The sequence below is a fragment of the Pseudomonas sp. S2_E02 genome (assembly GCF_054668355.1).
In genome coordinates this window covers 1,432,499-1,448,887 of sequence record NZ_CP162761.1, presented here as the reverse complement: position 1 = coordinate 1,448,887, position 16,389 = coordinate 1,432,499, and the positions used below count along the sequence as shown (strand labels likewise).

Here is a 16,389-nt window from a genome sequence, read left to right as displayed (position 1 = left end):
TGATCACAACCGAGTCATACAGACCTATGGAGATCCCATGTGGGAGCGAGCCTGCTCGCGAAAGCGCTGGATCAGTGCCATGTGTTTTGGCTGGCACGACGCCTTCGCGAGCAGGCTCGCTCCCACAGGAGGCAGGAGCAAGTCGTTCAGCGGTTACTTGGGATAACCGGCGCGCTTCATCTCGCGTTCAGTGGTTTGCTGCGCAGCCGCCAAGGCTTGATCCACCGTGGTCTGGCCGATCAGCGCCGCCGAGAACAGCTTGCCGACCTGGGTGCCCACCGCCTGGAACTCTGGAATGGTCACCAGTTGAATGCCGATGTACGGCACCGGTTTCAGCGTTGGCTTGCTCGGATCAGCCGCTTTCAGCGATTCCAGGGTGACCTTGGCAAACGGCGCGGCGCTCATGTAGGCATCGCTGTAGGTCGAGGCGCGGGTGCCTGGCGGTACGTTGGCGATGCCGTCAGTTTTGGCCACCAGCTCGCCGTACTCTTTGGAGGTCGCCCAGGCGCTGAACTCTTTCGCGGCGTCTTTGGCTTTGGAACTGGTCGGAATCGCCAGCGCCCACGAGTACAGCCAGGCCGAGCCTTTGTCAGTCACTTGATGCGGGGCGAAGGTGAAGCCGACATGATCGGCAACCTTGCTCTGGGTCTTGTCGGTGACGAACGAGCCGGCGACGCTGGCATCGACCCAGATCGCGCATTTGCCGCTGTTGAACAGTGCGAGGTTTTCGTTGAAACCGTTGCTGGAAGCGCCCGGCGGGCCGGATTTCTTCATGGTGTCGACGTAGAAATTCAGCGCGTTTTTCCATTCCGGCCCGGTAAATTCAGGCTGCCATTTCTCATCGAACCAGCGCGCGCCATAGGCGTTGGCGACGGTGGTGATCAGCGCCATGTTCTCGCCCCAGCCGGCCTTGCCGCGCAGGCAGATGCCGTACTGTTCCTTGTCCTTTTTCGTGAGCTTTTCGGCGAAACCGGCAATCTCTTCCCAGGTCGGACGCTCGGGCATGGTCAGGCCGGCATCCTTGAACAGGTCGGTGCGGTAATAGGTGATCGAGCTTTCCGCGTAGAACGGCAGGGCGTACAGCGAACCCTTGACCGACAGGCCTTCACGCACCGACGGGAACACATCGTCGAGGGCGTAACTGGCCGGCAGATCCTTCATCGGCTCGAGCCAGCCTTTGGCGCCCCACAGTGCCGCTTCGTACATGCCAATGGTCAACACGTCGAACTGGCCACCCTGGGTGGCGATGTCGGTGGTCAGGCGTTGACGCAGGACGTTTTCTTCGAGCACCACCCAGTTGAGCTTGATGTCCGGATGCTCGGTCTCGAAGGTTTTCGAGAGCTTTTGCATGCGGATCATGTCGCTGTTGTTGACGGTGGCGATGGTCAGGGTCTGGGCGCCAAGGCTGACGCTGCTGAGGGTCATGCAGGTGAGGGCAAGCAGAGCTTTTGCAGTCGGTTGCATCGTGCACTCCTTTTCTGCACCCGGAGGGTTACAGAAGGACAGTTATTGTTTTTGTGTCTTCCTGTGCAGGAAGAATGTGCGCTGATTACAGCCTTCAATCGCAGGACTGACAAATCATCCCTAGCACTTTTATCGATACTTTTTTGCACTGGGCGTTGGCCGGGTGAACGCAGGGAAGGGGGTTACAGCGGGGAGCAGTTAATGAATACGTACAGGTTTCAGAGCATTGCGAGGTCCAGTGTGGGAGCGAGCTTGCTCGCGAATGCGTTGTATCAGTTTGCAAATTTGTTGCCTGACACGCCGCTTTCGCGAGCAAGCTCGCTCCCACAGGGGAACTGCATTGTCAGTGATGGTTTTGTTCAGTCAGGCGCTGCACCGCGAGTCGCCGGTAGTGCGAGGGCGTCATGCCCTTGAGCTGCTGAAAGCGCCGATTGAAATTGGAAATGTTGTTGAATCCGGACTCGAAACACACGTCGGTCACCGGTTTGTCGCCATCAGCCAGCAATTCGCAAGACTTGCTGATACGCAGCCGATTGACGAACTCGATGAAATTGCGCCCGGTGGCCTGTTTGAATACGCGACTGAAATAGGTCGGCGTCATGCCCAGATGCTCGGCGACTTCTTCCAGCGAGATGTCGCGGGCGTAGTGGCTGAAGATGTAATCGACGGCCCGGTTGGTGCGATCGATATTGTGTTCGTCGGCCAGTTGCGGCGTGGTCGCACCGGACAGCAATTGGAAATCATCGCTCGCCGCGAGCAGCTCCATCAGGATGAAAAAGTGCCCGAGGCGGGTGATGCCCTTACTGTCGGCAATGCGCTGCATCAGCGTCATGGCCTGGCGGATCGTGCGCTTGCAGCGAAATTCGATGCCGTACTGCGCGCGCTCCAGCAGGGGCGCCAGGGTTTTCAGTTCGGCAAACACCTGGTGGCCACTCTCGAATAACTCGTCGGTGAAGTTCACCAGCATGTCACGCTTCTCCACGACCTCGTCTTCGGCCACCTGACTGATCCAGTTATGCGGCAGGTTGGGGCCGGTGAGAAACAGGGTTTCGGGGTAAAAGTTGCCGATGTAGTCGCCGATGAACACCTTGCCTGAGCTGGCCACGATCAAGTGCAGTTCGTATTCCTTGTGGAAATGCCAGCGCACCAGTGGGCACGGAAAACCGTGCTGGCGGTAGATGATGGACAACCCGTTATGGTCATCCATCAACTCGTACGAGGGGTCGGTCACGCGGGCGGTTCGGGTCATGGCCTGAGTACTTTTTCATGATCGCCAGGTGATCATGCCTCGTTTGCCGTGTGGTGCGCCAGCCTCGTTCAAGCCGGCTGTTGGTGGAGGGGCATTCTGGACTTCTCGATGGCTTTCTCCACATTGGCCTGTTGGCAAAAAAACACCACTTTCGAGTTTTTAATGAAGTCGAAGTTAATGATATTGCACTTTTTTGCCCAGTCTGACTTTGCGGGATCAAACCAGTTGTCCAGATTATTGAGAATGCGCAAAGGGCCGCTGGCGATATAACAAGTTGCGCTCAGAGACCAAGGACGCAAGTGGCTGATGGAAGTGCCCATGACTTCTTTTATATAGCCGTGCAACTGGTGGGTGGTCACCAGGGTCTGGTTGATCCATTTATGATTGATTTGTGCCTGGAACCGGCTGTCTCGGGTTTCCCATGTCATCGGCGCGGCAACCAGGACTCGCTGTAGTCGGCTGACTTGTTTAAGTTGGCCTAGTGTCAGGTGGCGGTTTTCGGCAGGAATCATGTGCTGGCCAAAATGCTCGAGCATCAACTGTTTGAATTCAGCGTGGTTGAATTGCGCGTTGCCATTAGCCAATTCGTGGAAGTCAAGAATGATGAACTCATCGAAGCTGCGCTCAAGAAATGCCTTGACGTCGCGGATCAGATCGCCGAGATGGCGCGAAGATGTAAAGCCGTTGTGCTGGAAGCGAAATCTCTCAAGCCCCTGTGCCTGAGCGTCGTACAGCAGGCGCACATCAAGTGCCCGGGAGCCGCGATTGAGTTGCGCATAAAAGGGGATGTCCTGGCATGCCAGCCAGAGGCTCCCGGGGAGCAGAGCGTAGGAGGCTTCCAGGTCGCAGCCTGCATTGTGTGTACCTGGCAACGTCAACTCATTGAGAGACAAGTTATCAATCTGTGGTGTGTTGACCATCCATTGATGGGGTTGGAAATCATGAAAGTTCATGGTGTATATCCTGCGTGGATAGTGATTTAAAGTTATATGAGTGCGCGCAGGATCGTTATAGAGCCAAGTTTGTATTTGGCCAATCGCTGTTTGAATGCAAGTTATGTAGAAGTTCCGGATTGATCTTGGTTTGCTGTGGTGTTGCGGTTTTTTGCTTCAATCCATTGCGCCATATATTGAGTGCTTTTGTGCGCGTGATGGCGCAGCATGCTGCCGGTGAAGTTGTTGTTTCTGAGTGTTTGCAAGTGCTGTTGGCAGTGACGAAGTTTCTCAATAAGTGCCGGTCCGTGTATTGCTTGTTGGTAGCGCTCGGTGAGTAGCTGGGTTCCCGCCAGACAAGCTTCTTGCCAACGCGCCTCGTCCTTGTAAAGCGCCACGGCAGTGTTGGCGAGCTCGATTGCGCTGTTTGAAATGGAACCGGGCCAAGTGTGACCACCCTGCATTGCCTCAGCACCAACCGGCGTCGTGACGCTGGGTGTACCGCACAGCATGGCGTCGACCAGTTTGCCCTTGATCCCGGCACCAAAGCGTAAAGGCGCCAGGCACACCCGCGCAGCAGACATCACCTGCAACGCATCTTCGGCCCAGTTCATGATGTGGAAGCCTTCATTGGCGTTATGCAGCGCCGTGGCTTTGGGCGGCGTGTAGGCGCCGTAGATGTGCAATTGGGCCTGGGGCAACTGTTGGCGAATCAGCGGCCAGATGGTGCTCTTCATCCACAGCACAGCATCCCAGTTGGGCGCATGGCGGAAGTTGCCGATGCTCAAGAAGTTCGCCCGATCTGCAAATGCTGCCGGCTCGACTGTCGGCGGGTCGATCATCAGCGGGCACCAGTGCAGCAATTGCCGAGGCAAGCCGAACTGCTCGATCAGCAGTTCGATTTCCACTTCGGAGATCATCAGGTTCAGATCGCAACGATACAACGCGGCAATTTCGCGTCTGGCCAGATCGGTCTCGGCCATCAGCTCGAACTCGTCGCGCAGGGCCGGGGCAAATACATCACTGAAATCATTCTGGTCCGGATTGACCTTGAGGCGAGTCTTGAGCCGTTGGTGGCGCGCATGCCGCAGACTTTGCAGATCGGAAGTTTCCAGCACGCGCAGTGCCTGAGGGCATTGTTTTTCAACCCGCCAGCCGAACTGTTCTTCCATCATGAACTGGTCAAACAACACAATGTCCGGCGCCAGTTCACTGATGAAGTGGTCAAAGCTGCTGTTGTTGAGTTCGATGGCCACTTCGCGGATGCCGAGTGCAGCAAGATCTGCTTTGTGCTCACCGGGGCCGGCCGGGCTGCTGAAGGTAATGTCCCAGCCTTGTTGCAGGAAGGTTTCGAGGATCTGCATGACGTGCCCGCTCGCCGCTGAAGAGCGCGGTTCTGGCCAGACGTATCCGATGACCAGGACTTTGGTGGCGGCGGGTTGAATCATGGACAACATTCCTTCACGGCGAACGAGGGGTAAAAAACGGGCGCAATTAAACCACAGGGGTAGGGTATGCGCCCGATTGTCAAAAATATCCCTCAATACCGCCGCCGGGCATCCTGCGTAAATCGACTTCAGAGAGGCGGGTGTACCAGATTCAGCAGGAGTGGCCCCTTCAGGAATTTCCCCGCGTCGGCACCGTCTATGGCATGCCGGAGGGTGGCAAGGTTAGACACAAAGGTGTCCGGATGCGTCCGGTACTGGTCGATCAGCGAGACCGCCACTGAGTAGGATTCGGCATTGATCAATGCCGGGTGGTCTTGCACGAGTTTCGGCCAGTTGTCGAGTGTCGCCTCAAACTCTTCGAAGTCTTTAAGGTTCGCAAAAGCGTGGTGAGGGTTGGCCAGATTCTTCGGATGCGCCTTGCGAGCATTTCGAGCGAACTCCATCAAGCCTGCCGCATCGTATTCTGCCGGGGTAATACCGGCCAGGACTTCTCCGTAGTAGAAATCAAGGGTGCCTGGCGCGCCATGCGACATTTCGTGGACCAGAACATCACCAATCCGGGCATCGTCGTACCTGGCCACTTGGTACCACTCATCCAGGTTGTCAGGATAGATCGCAAGGAATTTCGTCGCGCTGTCATCCAGCTGTGTACCCGCTTCAATACTTGCTTGCCAGTGTTTATAGGTTGTGGTTTTTAACGCGGCGAGTGTATCGGTGCCACGTTGGCGGAAAGACATATGGTGCTGCCCCAGCGCTCCGAGATCCTTGCGCATGGCCCGCAGATTCTTGCTCACGTAGTTGATGGCTTCGTCCGAATCCGTGCCGAAAACGTATTTGACAATGGAGCGAACGTCGTCATTTTCGATCTCCGACAGTAGCTGGAGTGTGTTGTCCAGTTTGCTCTGGGCAAGCGGCGTGGCTTTTTTCAAGTAGGCCTTTGTGTAACTCCAGGGCGTTGCTCGTTTGAATAATCTGAGGAATGAAAATTTTTCTCGCGGCCTGATGTTTTTCAGGGCCGGGCCCCAAGCGTGGCCACGTAAGTTCAGTGCGAACCATTCATCATTGTGGCGTGTCGCCCAGACCTGAAAGATGTCCTGAGATGCTTGTACAGGCCGCCACTCGGCGAGGCGGATAATGTCTGGATCAATCGTCGCGGCCAGGTGCAGTTGGGGGGGGCGCCCGACCATTTGCGCGCATCGGAAAGCACATTTTCCAGTTGAGCGAAACCGCTGTTGAGCCCCTTGCGCAACAGTTTTCCGCCCTTGAACAGCAGATCTGGCACGCCGTCCAGCGGGTTGAACACATTATTGACCAATCCCAGGCCCACTTTGGCCAGTGCACTGGCTTTGGTGGCAACGGTCATGGTTTTGGCAACGAGGCTGACAACCTGAGCAACAGCACCGACGACCAGCAAAATCGTCATCGCCGCTTCCAGCGCACATGCCCCGGCCCCTTGCACTTGTCGCTCCACGTCGTCCGAGTTCAAGTCTTCGATACAGGATTTGAAGGGCACCACGAAATTAAGAAAGGTATCAAGATCCGCTTCCCGTTTTGCGCGCAAAGCCTCCAGGCGAGTCTGCCCCCAACATTCTCTGACCAACTCATCAAAGGTCGCGATCGGTCGGTGCTTGAGTACGAAATTCGTCAGCGGGTCAAATTCGCTTGAGTAGAAACTCTGGTAATAACCTTTGATTTCTTCGGCGGACGCAGACGCCGGCAACTCACCGATCTTATCGATCACGCCCGAACTGACTTCAATGAGGCCGGGCGGTACGCCATGGGTATAACACTCGATATTCGTCGGCAATGAATGCACTGCCGCAGGAAGCGAGTAGCCTTTCTCGTCGCTGCGCACGCTGGTAGTCAGCAGGTGTTCTTTTTCAATCAGCGCGGCCAGCCGTGGATTTTCGCGACAGGTTCCGTGCAGCGTGAACAGTTCGTAACACGTCATCCGGCCCTCGAACTCGGAACAGAGGACTACACCATAACGTCCCTTTGCCGCTTCTATTTCTTTATGGCTTTCCGTCGGTTTGCCTGAGGTGGTACCCAGGATTGTGTAAAGGGTCGACGACAGGGGATTGGTTGGCAGATTGTTGAGCGTCTGGAGTTTCGCGACGGAGGGCCTGAGACTGAAAACCGTCACCTTGCCTTTCAGCAAGCGCGTTCTGTGCGCAATGGGCATTATGCAAAACGCTTGCTTCAAGTGCGTGCCCATTGCCTGCATATGCTTGAGGTAATCGCGATTGAACTGCCGGTGAAACTCGCCGTCAGGCGCAATCAGATTGGGCAGCATGCGAGGAAACGCGGTGTAAATGCTTTCACCTTTCTTCAGGTCCCAGTCCCCGCTCGCCAGGTCATTGGACATGTGCAATTCCACAGGCGATATCGAAAGCCGGTCGCCATAGGCGTCTTCCAGCACGTGGTTTTTCTTCTGAAACATGACGTCATGTTCCAGATAGCTGCAGCCTTTGGCGACCTGCTTGAGGATGTCCAGTGAAACACTTCTGCGGGTAGGCAAAGGGCGGACCAGTGTGTCGGCCGTCTCGGCAAGTGTGTCGGCAAACCGGGCGTAAGCAGCGGACGCTTTTGCCAGGGCGCCGGGGATCGATTTCGCTACGTCCTCCGGGGTGATGATGTTGTTGAGTAACCCCCAATCAATCACCGCATCTCCTGCAGCGAGTGCGTCGAGCGTCTTGCGGAATCCGGAAACCTCACCCAGCCTCGACAGTTCGAGCAACCGGGTATAGGTCATCGAGCGCGTCGATCCGGGCGCGATGGTTTCCTGCACTGCCACGATTCGGCAAAATTCGACCCATTGCGGGGTCCCCAGCGCCAGGGTCGCCGGCAAATCTTTCACCAGAAATTCAGGCGCCGCCTCAGCGAGCAACAAGTGAGCGGCCAACGCTGCATTTTTTTCGCTGATTCGGTGATGCTGGGTGAGGTGTTTTTCGAATGCCGTCTGAACATCGGCGAATGACTTCTCGATATGCTCGACGGCGTATAAATCGAAACCCGCGACATGATTACGTGGCTCTGGCTCACCGACCCGGGGATGAAGGTCGAGCAGCAGGGAAGTCAGCATTAGCTGCTTGAGTGATTCATCTGATTGCGGCTGATTTTCTTGTGCGCCATACCAGCCCAGATCCCGGATATAGGCGCTGGCCCATCGCAGCGCAATGGGACTGGAAACGAGTCGCTGAAGAATAGCTTCGGCTTCCGAGCGCTTGAAAGATGTCGTTTGCCCGCCAAAGATGCTGTGCGAAAGATTCTCCAGTAGCGACTGACCCTTTAAGTAACTGCTAATGAGTCCTCGGAACTGGTTACGTTGATCTGCAGAAAGAGTTACCGAATTGTCGGCTCCAGACTTGATCATTTCCCAATAGTTACCGAACAACGCTGTCACTGCAGGCGGCTGCGTCAAGAATGTTGTCAGCCTGGAACATTCGGCGGCGGTCCGGGGAATCAGAAAGTCATGAAATCTGAGCCAGCCTTCCAGTTCGATTTGTTCCGCCAGGGAAATGCTTCCACCCGTCAACCTGGCCATTTCAACAAGCGTTAGAAGATCATCTTTGAGGTTGGGGGCAAGTTTGAATGCGCCGGCAAATTCCAGTGTATTGCCCGAGTATTGTGCGAATATTTCACCGTTGCCGGTCACTGTAAACTGAGAGTGATCAGGAAATCTCAAAGTGCTGGTGAGTTTTTTGAAGGCCTCTTGCTCGCACAGGTTCTGCAACATTTTTCTGCCAGGTTGCAAAGCACTATCAAGCGTTGAGCCGGACTCCAGTGTGATGGTTGCGCCAGCCAGAGAGATGGCTTGTGAAGGGCTGGTTGATTTTTCGCGCTGTTGTAATTTGTATATAACTTCCAGGCGTTCGGCATGATCAAGTTGTGTAGGGCGGACTGGATTCGACAAGCCGTTGTGAGTTGTCCAGTTTATATTTGTAATGTTCATGAGGCATCCATTTGTCTAGTGTGCTGGACATCCTCATTTGTTATTTGTTGCCCATCAAGCGCTGCTGTGTAAGTGCGTTATTCAGTGTTTAATTAAGTTGGGTTTTTTGTGGGGCGTGTAGTGCTGCCCCTTCGTCATTGTCTGAAGGGGCGTAATGCAAAAGTTGTGTTACTGAATAATTTTTTTTACTTTGTCACGTAACTGATCAATCGAAAATGGTTTGCCGATTACGTGCATGTCGTCTGGTACGACGATGTTTTCGGCATAACCACTGGCAAACAGAATCGGCAGGGCGGGGCGCAGCTTTCGTGCTTCGTCTGCCAGTTCGCGGCCATCCATGCCAGGCAAGCCGACATCGGTCATCATCAGGTCAATGTGTTTGGTGGCGTCCTGGAGAACCTCCAGAGCCTGTTCGCTCCCATCTGCTTCGAGCACCTTGTACTCCAACTCCTCCAGCACATCGACGATCAGCATGCGCACGATGTTGTCGTCTTCTACGACAAGGATGGTGGGGGCGGGGTTAGACATATTAAGGCTCTCGAAAGTCAGTTCAGGGTCGCCGGTCGATCAAAAGTGCCGGGCTCTTTCATCAGTAAGTGGCGCAGTGCCACAAGTTCCCTGCCCGAGACAAAAAAAGCATAGCCGCAGACGGGGCCGCAAGGATAACTGTTCAAGGCTGTAAAGGTGCTGGTGCATGTAGGAATTTGCGGCGAAACGTGTGAGAAAAATGGATCCACGCCGTCGTTTTGGGGCAAACTGCCGGTTTTTCAACAGTTCGACAAGGCTGCCCCATGTCCTCTCCGTCTACGGTTGATGAGCAACGGTTTCGCAAACTCCTGAGTCGCAACATCAGTCTGCCTTTGGGCGTCGGTGTGCTCAGTGCCGTGTTCTTCGTGTCGCTGATCACTTATCTGCTGTCGGTAATCCAGTGGGTGGAGCACACCGACCGGGTGATCAATAACGCCAACGAAGCGGTGAAGCTGACCGTGGACCTTGAAACCGGCATGCGTGGTTTCCTGCTCAGCGGCGACGAGCATTTCCTCGATCCGTACGAAACGGCCAAGCCGCGCATCGCGGTGGCGCTCAATACCTTGCTCGAATTGACTGCCGACAACCCGGTGCAAACCGATCGTCTGCGCCGTCTGCAAGCTTTGCAGGTTGAGTGGTCCAATTACGCCCAGTCGATGATCGATCTGCAGCGCTCCAGCGGCGATTACCGGGGCGCGGTCAAGGCCGGCCGCGGCAAACGCCTGACGGACGAGATCCGCAAGCAATTCGAAGACGTCATCGAGACCGAACAGGTCCTGCGCACCACGCGTAACGAAGACGTGCGCCGCACCACGATCTGGAGCATCAGCCTCTATCTGGTGTTCATTGCCGGTATCAGTGGCTTGCTGGCCTATATCGGCCGGCGTGATCTGGTCAATCTGTCGACCAACTACAGCGCCAACCTTGCCGCTCAACAAGCCAGTGCCGAACGTCTGGAGCAGCAGGCGTGGTTGCGCAATGGTCAGACCGAACTGGCCGAGCAGGTGCTGGGGCAACTGACGCTGAATTTGCTGGGGCGCAATATTCTGCAATTCTGCGCGCAATATCTGGGCACCGCCGTGGCCGCACTGTATGTGCGTGAAGAACACGGCGGCCTCAAGCGTGTGGCCACTTACGGTTTCTCCCGCGAGCAGGAAGAGCAAGACCAATCGATCTACAGCGGCGAAGGCATTGTTGGCCAAGTGGCGCAGCAGGCGCGGTTGATCCGTCTGGATTCGGTACCGTCGGACTACTTCAAAGTCAGCTCCGGGCTGGGCGAGGGCTTGCCGCACAGTGTGCTGGTGGTGCCGACCAGCGATGACGACCGCGTCAATGGCGTGATCGAACTGGGTTTCCTGCGTCCGCTCTCGGATCGCGATATCGAACTGCTGGAACTGATTGCCGGCAATATCGGCACCTCCATCGAAGCCGCGCGCTACCGTCAGCGTTTGCAGGAAGTGCTGGCGGAAACCCAGCAACTCAACGAAGAGTTGCAGGTGCAGCAGGAAGAGTTGAAAACCGCCAACGAAGAACTGGAAGAGCAGTCGCGGATTCTCAAGGAATCCCAGGCGCATCTGGAAACCCAGCAAGTCGAACTGGAACAGACCAACGAGCAACTTGCCGAACAGGCGCAGACGCTGGCCGAGCAACGCGACGCCATGGATCTGAAAAACACCGAACTCAATCAGGCTCAGGTACAACTCGAAGAGCGCGCCGAAGAGCTTCAACGCTCGAGCAAGTACAAGTCCGAATTCCTTGCCAACATGTCCCACGAACTGCGCACGCCGCTGAACAGTTCGTTGATTCTGGCCAAGTTGCTCGCGGAGAACCCACAGGACAACCTCAGCGCCGAACAGGTCAAGTTTGCCGAGTCGATCTACTCCGCCGGCAACGATCTGCTCAACCTGATCAACGACATTCTGGACATCTCCAAGGTCGAGGCGGGCAAGCTCGAAGTGATTCCGGAGAACACCAGCGTGGCGCGTCTGGCCGATGGCCTGCGCAGCGTGTTCGAACCTTTGGCGGCGGACAAACAGCTGACCTTCAGCGTCGATGTGCAACCTGGCGCACCGGGCATGCTCTACACCGACCGTCAGCGGCTGGAGCAGGTGATCAAGAACCTGCTGTCCAACGCCGTGAAGTTCACCGAGAAGGGCGCGGTCAGCCTGACCATCGCCGGCCAGCCGGATGATCGGGTCGCGTTCATCGTGCGCGATTCGGGTATCGGCATCGCTGCCGACCAGCAGGAGAGCATTTTCGAAGCCTTCCGCCAGGCCGACGGCACCACCAACCGCAAGTACGGCGGCACCGGTCTGGGCCTGTCGATTTCGCGGGATCTGGCGACCTTGCTTGGCGGTTCGATCAGCGTCAGCAGCACACCGGGGCAGGGCAGTGTGTTCACGTTGCTGCTGCCGCAGCAGTTCAACGAGGCCAATGAAGTTGCGTTCGCACCGTTGACCTTTACCCCGCCAGCGGCGGTGGCCAGCGCGCCACTGGCGCCGGTTGTTTCGCCGTTGGCGCCGGTGCATATTCCGCGCTTCGCCGATGACCGCAACAAGGCGCCATTCGCCACGCGCTGCATTCTGGTAGTGGAAGACGAGCCGAACTTTGCGCACATCCTCTACGATCTGGCGCATGAACTGGGCTATCAGTGCCTAGTGGCCCATGGCGCGGACGAAGGTTACGACCTCGCCAAAGAGTTCGTGCCGGACGCGATCCTGCTCGACATGCGCCTGCCGGATCACTCCGGCCTCACCGTGCTGCAACGCCTGAAGGAACACGCTGGAACCCGGCACATCCCGGTGCATGTGATTTCCGTCGAGGACCGTGTCGAAGCGGCAATGCACATGGGCGCGATCGGCTATGCGGTCAAACCGACCACCCGCGAAGAGCTCAAGGACGTGTTCGCCCGTCTCGAAGCCAAGCTGACCCAAAAGGTCAAACGCGTGCTGTTGGTCGAGGACGACGATTTGCAGCGCGAAAGCATTGCCCGTCTGATCGGCGACGAAGACATCGAAATCACCGCCGTCGGCCTCGCGCAGGACGCGCTGGAGCTGCTGCGCACCACGATCTACGACTGCATGGTCATCGACCTGAAGTTACCGGACATGCTCGGCAATGATCTGCTCAAGCGCATGTCCACCGAGGACATCTGCTCGTTCCCGCCGGTTATCGTCTACACAGGGCGCAACCTGACTCGCGATGAAGAGGCCGAACTGCGCAAGTACTCGCGCTCGATCATCATCAAGGGCGCACGTTCGCCAGAGCGCTTGCTGGACGAGGTCACACTCTTTCTGCACAAAGTCGAATCGCAGTTGTCCCATGAACGGCAGAAGATGCTCAAGACCGCGCGCAGCCGCGACAAGGTCTTCGAGGGTCGCAAAGTGCTGTTGGTGGACGACGATGTGCGCAACATTTTCGCCCTCACCAGCGCTCTGGAGACCAAAGGCGCAGTCGTGGTCATCGGCCGTAACGGCCGGGAAGCGATTGAAAGACTCAATGAAGTCGAGGACATCGATTTGGTGTTGATGGACGTGATGATGCCGGAAATGGATGGTTTTGAAGCCACCATTGAAATCCGCAAGGATCCGCGCTGGCGCAAACTGCCGATCATCGCGGTGACGGCCAAGGCCATGAAAGACGATCAGGAGCGCTGCCTGCAGGCGGGCGCCAATGATTACCTGGCCAAGCCTATCGACCTGGATCGCCTGTTCTCGCTGATTCGCGTGTGGTTACCAAAAATGGAACGCATTTAGTGGAACGCAGTACGCCAGCCGAACGAAACAGTGAAATCGAACTGCGCTTGTTGATTGAGGCGATCTACCTCAAGTACAGCTACGATTTTCGCGATTACTCCGGCGCTTCGATCAAGCGCCGGGTGCAGCACGCGCTGAGCCAGTTCGAGTGCGCGACCATTTCGGCATTGCAGGAAAAGGTTCTGCATGACCCGACAGCGTTCATGCAGTTGCTGCAATTGCTGACGATTCCGGTCAGCGAGATGTTTCGTGACCCTTCGCACTTCCTCGCGATTCGGCGGGAAGTGGTGCCGCTGTTGCGCACTTATCCGTCGATCAAGATCTGGATCGCCGGGTGCAGCACCGGCGAGGAGGTCTATTCGATGGCGATTCTGTTGCGCGAAGAAGGCCTGCTCGATCGCACGATCATCTATGCCACCGATATCAACCCGCGCTCGCTGGACAAGGCCAAGCAGGGGATTTTCTCGATGGAGAATGTTCGTGCGTACACGGCCAACTATCAGCAGGCCGGTGGCCAGCGCTCGTTTGCCGACTACTACACTGCAGCGTACGGTTACGCGATTTTCGACAAGAGCCTGTGTGAGAACGTGACCTTCGCCGACCACAGTCTGGCGACGGACAGCGTGTTTTCAGAAACTCAATTGATTTCCTGTCGCAACGTACTGATTTACTTCAACAAGAAACTTCAGGACCGCGCCTTTGGTCTGTTTCATGAATCGCTGTGCCACCGCGGATTTCTGGTGCTGGGCAGCAAGGAAACGCTGGATTTCTCCGGTTACGCGAATCAGTTCGAAGCGCTGGTCAAACAAGAACGGATCTACCGTAAAACATGAACGAGGCTGTGGATTTACCTCGCGTCGAGGCAATAGTGGTCGGAGCTTCCGCCGGTGGCGTCGAGGCGCTGCTGAGCCTGCTCGGACCGCTGCGCCGAGGCTACAGGTTGCCGATCATTGTGGTCCTGCACCTGCCCGAAGAGCGCCGCAGCCAATTGGCCGAGGTCTTCTCCCGGCGTGTGGAGATGCCAGTGCACGAGGCTGCCGACAAACAGGACATCGTTGCCGGCAACGTGTATTTCGCCACGCCGGGTTATCACCTGTCGGTGGAGCAGGATCGCAGCCTCTCGTTGAGCCTGGAAGAGCGCGTGCATTATTCACGGCCATCGATCGACTATCTGTTTGAGTCGGCCGCCGACGCCTACGGTTCCTCCCTGGCCGCTGTACTGCTGACCGGCGCCAATCACGATGGCGCGCGCGGGTTGGCCGAGGTCAAGCGTTGCGGCGGTTTGACCATCGTCCAGGACCCCGAAGACGCGCAAGTCGCCACCATGCCCTTGGCTGCACTGAAGATTCAGCAGCCGGATCATGTCCTACCCATTCACGGCATCGGCCGTCTGCTTGTCGAGCTGGAACGAATCGCATGCTGAGTAATATCCAAGCCAAACTGCTGATCGTCGACGATCTGCCGGAGAACCTGCTGGCGCTCGAAGCGCTGATCAAGCGCGAAGACCGTACCGTCTATAAAGCGCTATCGGCGGATGAAGCGCTGTCGTTGTTGCTGCAACATGAGTTCGCCATGGCCATCCTCGACGTGCAGATGCCGGGCATGAATGGCTTCGAACTCGCCGAGTTGATGCGTGGTACCGAGAAAACCAAGAATATCCCGATCATTTTCGTCAGCGCCGCCGGCCGTGAACTGAATTATGCGTTCAAGGGTTACGAGAGCGGGGCGGTGGACTTTCTGCACAAACCGCTGGATATCCATGCGGTCAAAAGCAAGGTCAATGTCTTCGTCGATCTGTACCGCCAGAGCAAAGCGCTCAAGCAACAGCTTGAAGCCCTGGAGCAGGCCCGTCGCGAGCAGGAAGCGCTGCTGCAAAAACTGCAGAACACCCAGCTGGAGCTGGAGCAGGCCGTGCGCATGCGTGATGACTTCATGTCGATCGTTGCCCACGAAGTGCGGACGCCGCTCAACGGCCTGATCCTCGAAACCCAGTTGCGCAAGATGCACTTGGCTCGGGACAACGCTGCGGCGTTCACCCTCGACAAGATGCACGCCATGGTCGACCGCGATGAACGGCAGATCAAAAGCCTGATCCGCCTGATCGAAGACATGCTCGACGTGTCGCGCATTCGCACCGGCAAATTGTCGATCCGACCGAGTCGTTTCGATCTGGTGCAACTGGTCAGCAACCTGCTGCAAAACTTTGCGCAACAGATCGAAGCCGCTGAAACCGAAGTGTCGTTTACCGCGCCAGTACCGGTGGAAGGTCATTGGGACGAGTTCCGCATCGAGCAGGTAGTCACCAATCTACTGACTAACGCTCTGCGTTACGGCGGTCGCAGCCCGATCCAGGTGCGGGTTTACTGTGAAGGTGATGAAGCGCGGATCGAGGTGCAGGACCGTGGCATCGGCATCAGCCAGGACAACCAGAAGCGTATTTTTCAACAGTTCGAACGGGTTTCCGCCAAGACGGTAGTGGCCGGGCTCGGGCTGGGTCTGTTCATTTCCGAGCAGATCGTCGCCGCCCATGGCGGCTCCATCGTCGTCGAGAGTGAAATCAACGAAGGCGCCCTGTTTCGCGTTTGTCTGCCAATCCAGGAAAACGGCAAATCCGACGCAACCTCTGAGTGACCACACGGTCGTATCAGCAGCTATTGACCGAACAAAGGCTTCCCATGAGCGTAGATGCACAAGATGTAGTACTCGTCGTCGAGGACGAACCGGTTATCTTGATGGTCCTGACGGATTACCTGTCAGGGCAGGGGTATCGCGTGTTGCAGGCCGAAAACGGCGAGCAGGCGTTCGAAATTCTTGCGAGCAAGCCACATCTGGACATGTTGATCACCGATTTCCGCTTGCCCGGCGGGATCTCCGGTGTGCAGATCGCCGAGCCGGCCGTCAAGCTGCGCCCGGACCTTAAAGTGATTTTCATCAGCGGTTATCCGCAGGAAATCCGCGAAACCGGCAGCCCGATCACGCGCAAGGCGCCGATCCTGGAAAAGCCGTTCGACCTGGATGTGTTGCAGGAAAAGATTCAGGAATTGCTCGCCTGATATCTGTG

At 56.6% G+C, this 16,389-nt stretch carries 12 protein-coding genes; 5 read left to right on the top strand and 7 right to left on the bottom strand.

What is annotated here, in order from left to right:
* Nucleotides 1–153: 153 nt before the first annotated feature.
* The 7 genes from AB4O01_RS06350 to AB4O01_RS06320 all read right to left on the bottom strand — a co-directional run bounded on the left by AB4O01_RS06350 (nt 154) and on the right by AB4O01_RS06320 (nt 9,573).
* Complete coding sequence (locus AB4O01_RS06350) at nt 154–1,464, bottom strand: ABC transporter substrate-binding protein (protein WP_093431239.1); 1,311 nt, start codon at nt 1,462–1,464, stop codon at nt 154–156.
* Nucleotides 1,465–1,807: 343 nt separating this feature from the next.
* Nucleotides 1,808–2,713, bottom strand: coding sequence for an AraC family transcriptional regulator (locus AB4O01_RS06345; protein ID WP_095050859.1), 906 nt, complete (start codon nt 2,711–2,713; stop codon nt 1,808–1,810).
* 68 nt (nt 2,714–2,781) lie between these two features.
* Nucleotides 2,782–3,666 (bottom strand): PI-PLC domain-containing protein, encoded by an 885-nt coding sequence (locus AB4O01_RS06340; protein ID WP_093431242.1) that lies wholly within the window; start codon nt 3,664–3,666, stop codon nt 2,782–2,784.
* Nucleotides 3,667–3,767: 101 nt separating this feature from the next.
* Complete coding sequence (locus AB4O01_RS06335) at nt 3,768–5,093, bottom strand: glycosyltransferase family 4 protein (RefSeq protein ID WP_460092225.1); 1,326 nt, start codon at nt 5,091–5,093, stop codon at nt 3,768–3,770.
* A gap of 128 nt (nt 5,094–5,221) precedes the next feature.
* A complete protein-coding gene (locus AB4O01_RS06330; RefSeq protein ID WP_460091029.1) occupies nt 5,222–6,022 on the bottom strand; it encodes a hypothetical protein in 801 nt (266 codons plus the stop codon).
* Nucleotides 6,023–6,135: 113 nt separating this feature from the next.
* The gene (locus AB4O01_RS06325; protein ID WP_460091028.1) at nt 6,136–9,045 is read right to left on the bottom strand and encodes a hypothetical protein; all 2,910 of its coding nucleotides are present in this window, start codon (nt 9,043–9,045) and stop codon (nt 6,136–6,138) included.
* 168 nt (nt 9,046–9,213) lie between these two features.
* Entirely contained in the window at nt 9,214–9,573 is a 360-nt protein-coding gene (locus AB4O01_RS06320) for a response regulator (RefSeq protein ID WP_460091027.1), read from the bottom strand.
* Between the two features lie 263 nt (nt 9,574–9,836).
* On the opposite strand from AB4O01_RS06320, the gene AB4O01_RS06315 reads away from it, so the two are divergent.
* Genes AB4O01_RS06315 through AB4O01_RS06295 form a run of 5 tightly spaced genes read left to right on the top strand, consistent with a single transcriptional unit; the run spans nt 9,837 to nt 16,381 of the window.
* Nucleotides 9,837–13,328, top strand: a complete 3,492-nt coding sequence (locus tag AB4O01_RS06315; protein ID WP_093431254.1) for a response regulator — start codon at nt 9,837–9,839, stop codon at nt 13,326–13,328.
* Nucleotides 13,328–14,161, top strand: a complete 834-nt coding sequence (locus AB4O01_RS06310) for a CheR family methyltransferase (RefSeq protein ID WP_093431257.1) — start codon at nt 13,328–13,330, stop codon at nt 14,159–14,161. Before AB4O01_RS06315 ends, AB4O01_RS06310 begins: the two co-directional genes overlap by 1 nt.
* Complete coding sequence (locus AB4O01_RS06305) at nt 14,158–14,751, top strand: chemotaxis protein CheB (protein ID WP_099759244.1); 594 nt, start codon at nt 14,158–14,160, stop codon at nt 14,749–14,751. The genes AB4O01_RS06310 and AB4O01_RS06305 overlap by 4 nt, the downstream gene beginning before the upstream one ends.
* The gene (locus tag AB4O01_RS06300; RefSeq protein ID WP_093431264.1) at nt 14,745–15,959 is read left to right on the top strand and encodes a hybrid sensor histidine kinase/response regulator; all 1,215 of its coding nucleotides are present in this window, start codon (nt 14,745–14,747) and stop codon (nt 15,957–15,959) included. Before AB4O01_RS06305 ends, AB4O01_RS06300 begins: the two co-directional genes overlap by 7 nt.
* Before the next feature lie 44 nt (nt 15,960–16,003).
* Complete coding sequence (locus AB4O01_RS06295) at nt 16,004–16,381, top strand: response regulator (protein WP_003225116.1); 378 nt, start codon at nt 16,004–16,006, stop codon at nt 16,379–16,381.
* Nucleotides 16,382–16,389: the final 8 nt, after the last annotated feature.

What these genes read in the sequence shown, in the direction of transcription:
- AB4O01_RS06350 (WP_093431239.1), bottom strand. Translation starts at nt 1,464, where the DNA reads ATGCAACCGACTGCAAAAGCTCTGCTTGCCCTCACCTGCATGACCCTC.
- AB4O01_RS06345 (WP_095050859.1), bottom strand. Translation starts at nt 2,713, where the DNA reads ATGACCCGAACCGCCCGCGTGACCGACCCCTCGTACGAGTTGATGGAT.
- AB4O01_RS06340 (WP_093431242.1), bottom strand. Translation starts at nt 3,666, where the DNA reads ATGAACTTTCATGATTTCCAACCCCATCAATGGATGGTCAACACACCA.
- AB4O01_RS06335 (WP_460092225.1), bottom strand. Translation starts at nt 5,093, where the DNA reads ATGATTCAACCCGCCGCCACCAAAGTCCTGGTCATCGGATACGTCTGG.
- AB4O01_RS06325 (WP_460091028.1), bottom strand. Translation starts at nt 9,045, where the DNA reads ATGAACATTACAAATATAAACTGGACAACTCACAACGGCTTGTCGAAT.
- AB4O01_RS06320 (WP_460091027.1), bottom strand. Translation starts at nt 9,573, where the DNA reads ATGTCTAACCCCGCCCCCACCATCCTTGTCGTAGAAGACGACAACATC.
- AB4O01_RS06315 (WP_093431254.1), top strand. Translation starts at nt 9,837, where the DNA reads ATGTCCTCTCCGTCTACGGTTGATGAGCAACGGTTTCGCAAACTCCTG.
- AB4O01_RS06305 (WP_099759244.1), top strand. Translation starts at nt 14,158, where the DNA reads ATGAACGAGGCTGTGGATTTACCTCGCGTCGAGGCAATAGTGGTCGGA.
- AB4O01_RS06300 (WP_093431264.1), top strand. Translation starts at nt 14,745, where the DNA reads ATGCTGAGTAATATCCAAGCCAAACTGCTGATCGTCGACGATCTGCCG.
- AB4O01_RS06295 (WP_003225116.1), top strand. Translation starts at nt 16,004, where the DNA reads ATGAGCGTAGATGCACAAGATGTAGTACTCGTCGTCGAGGACGAACCG.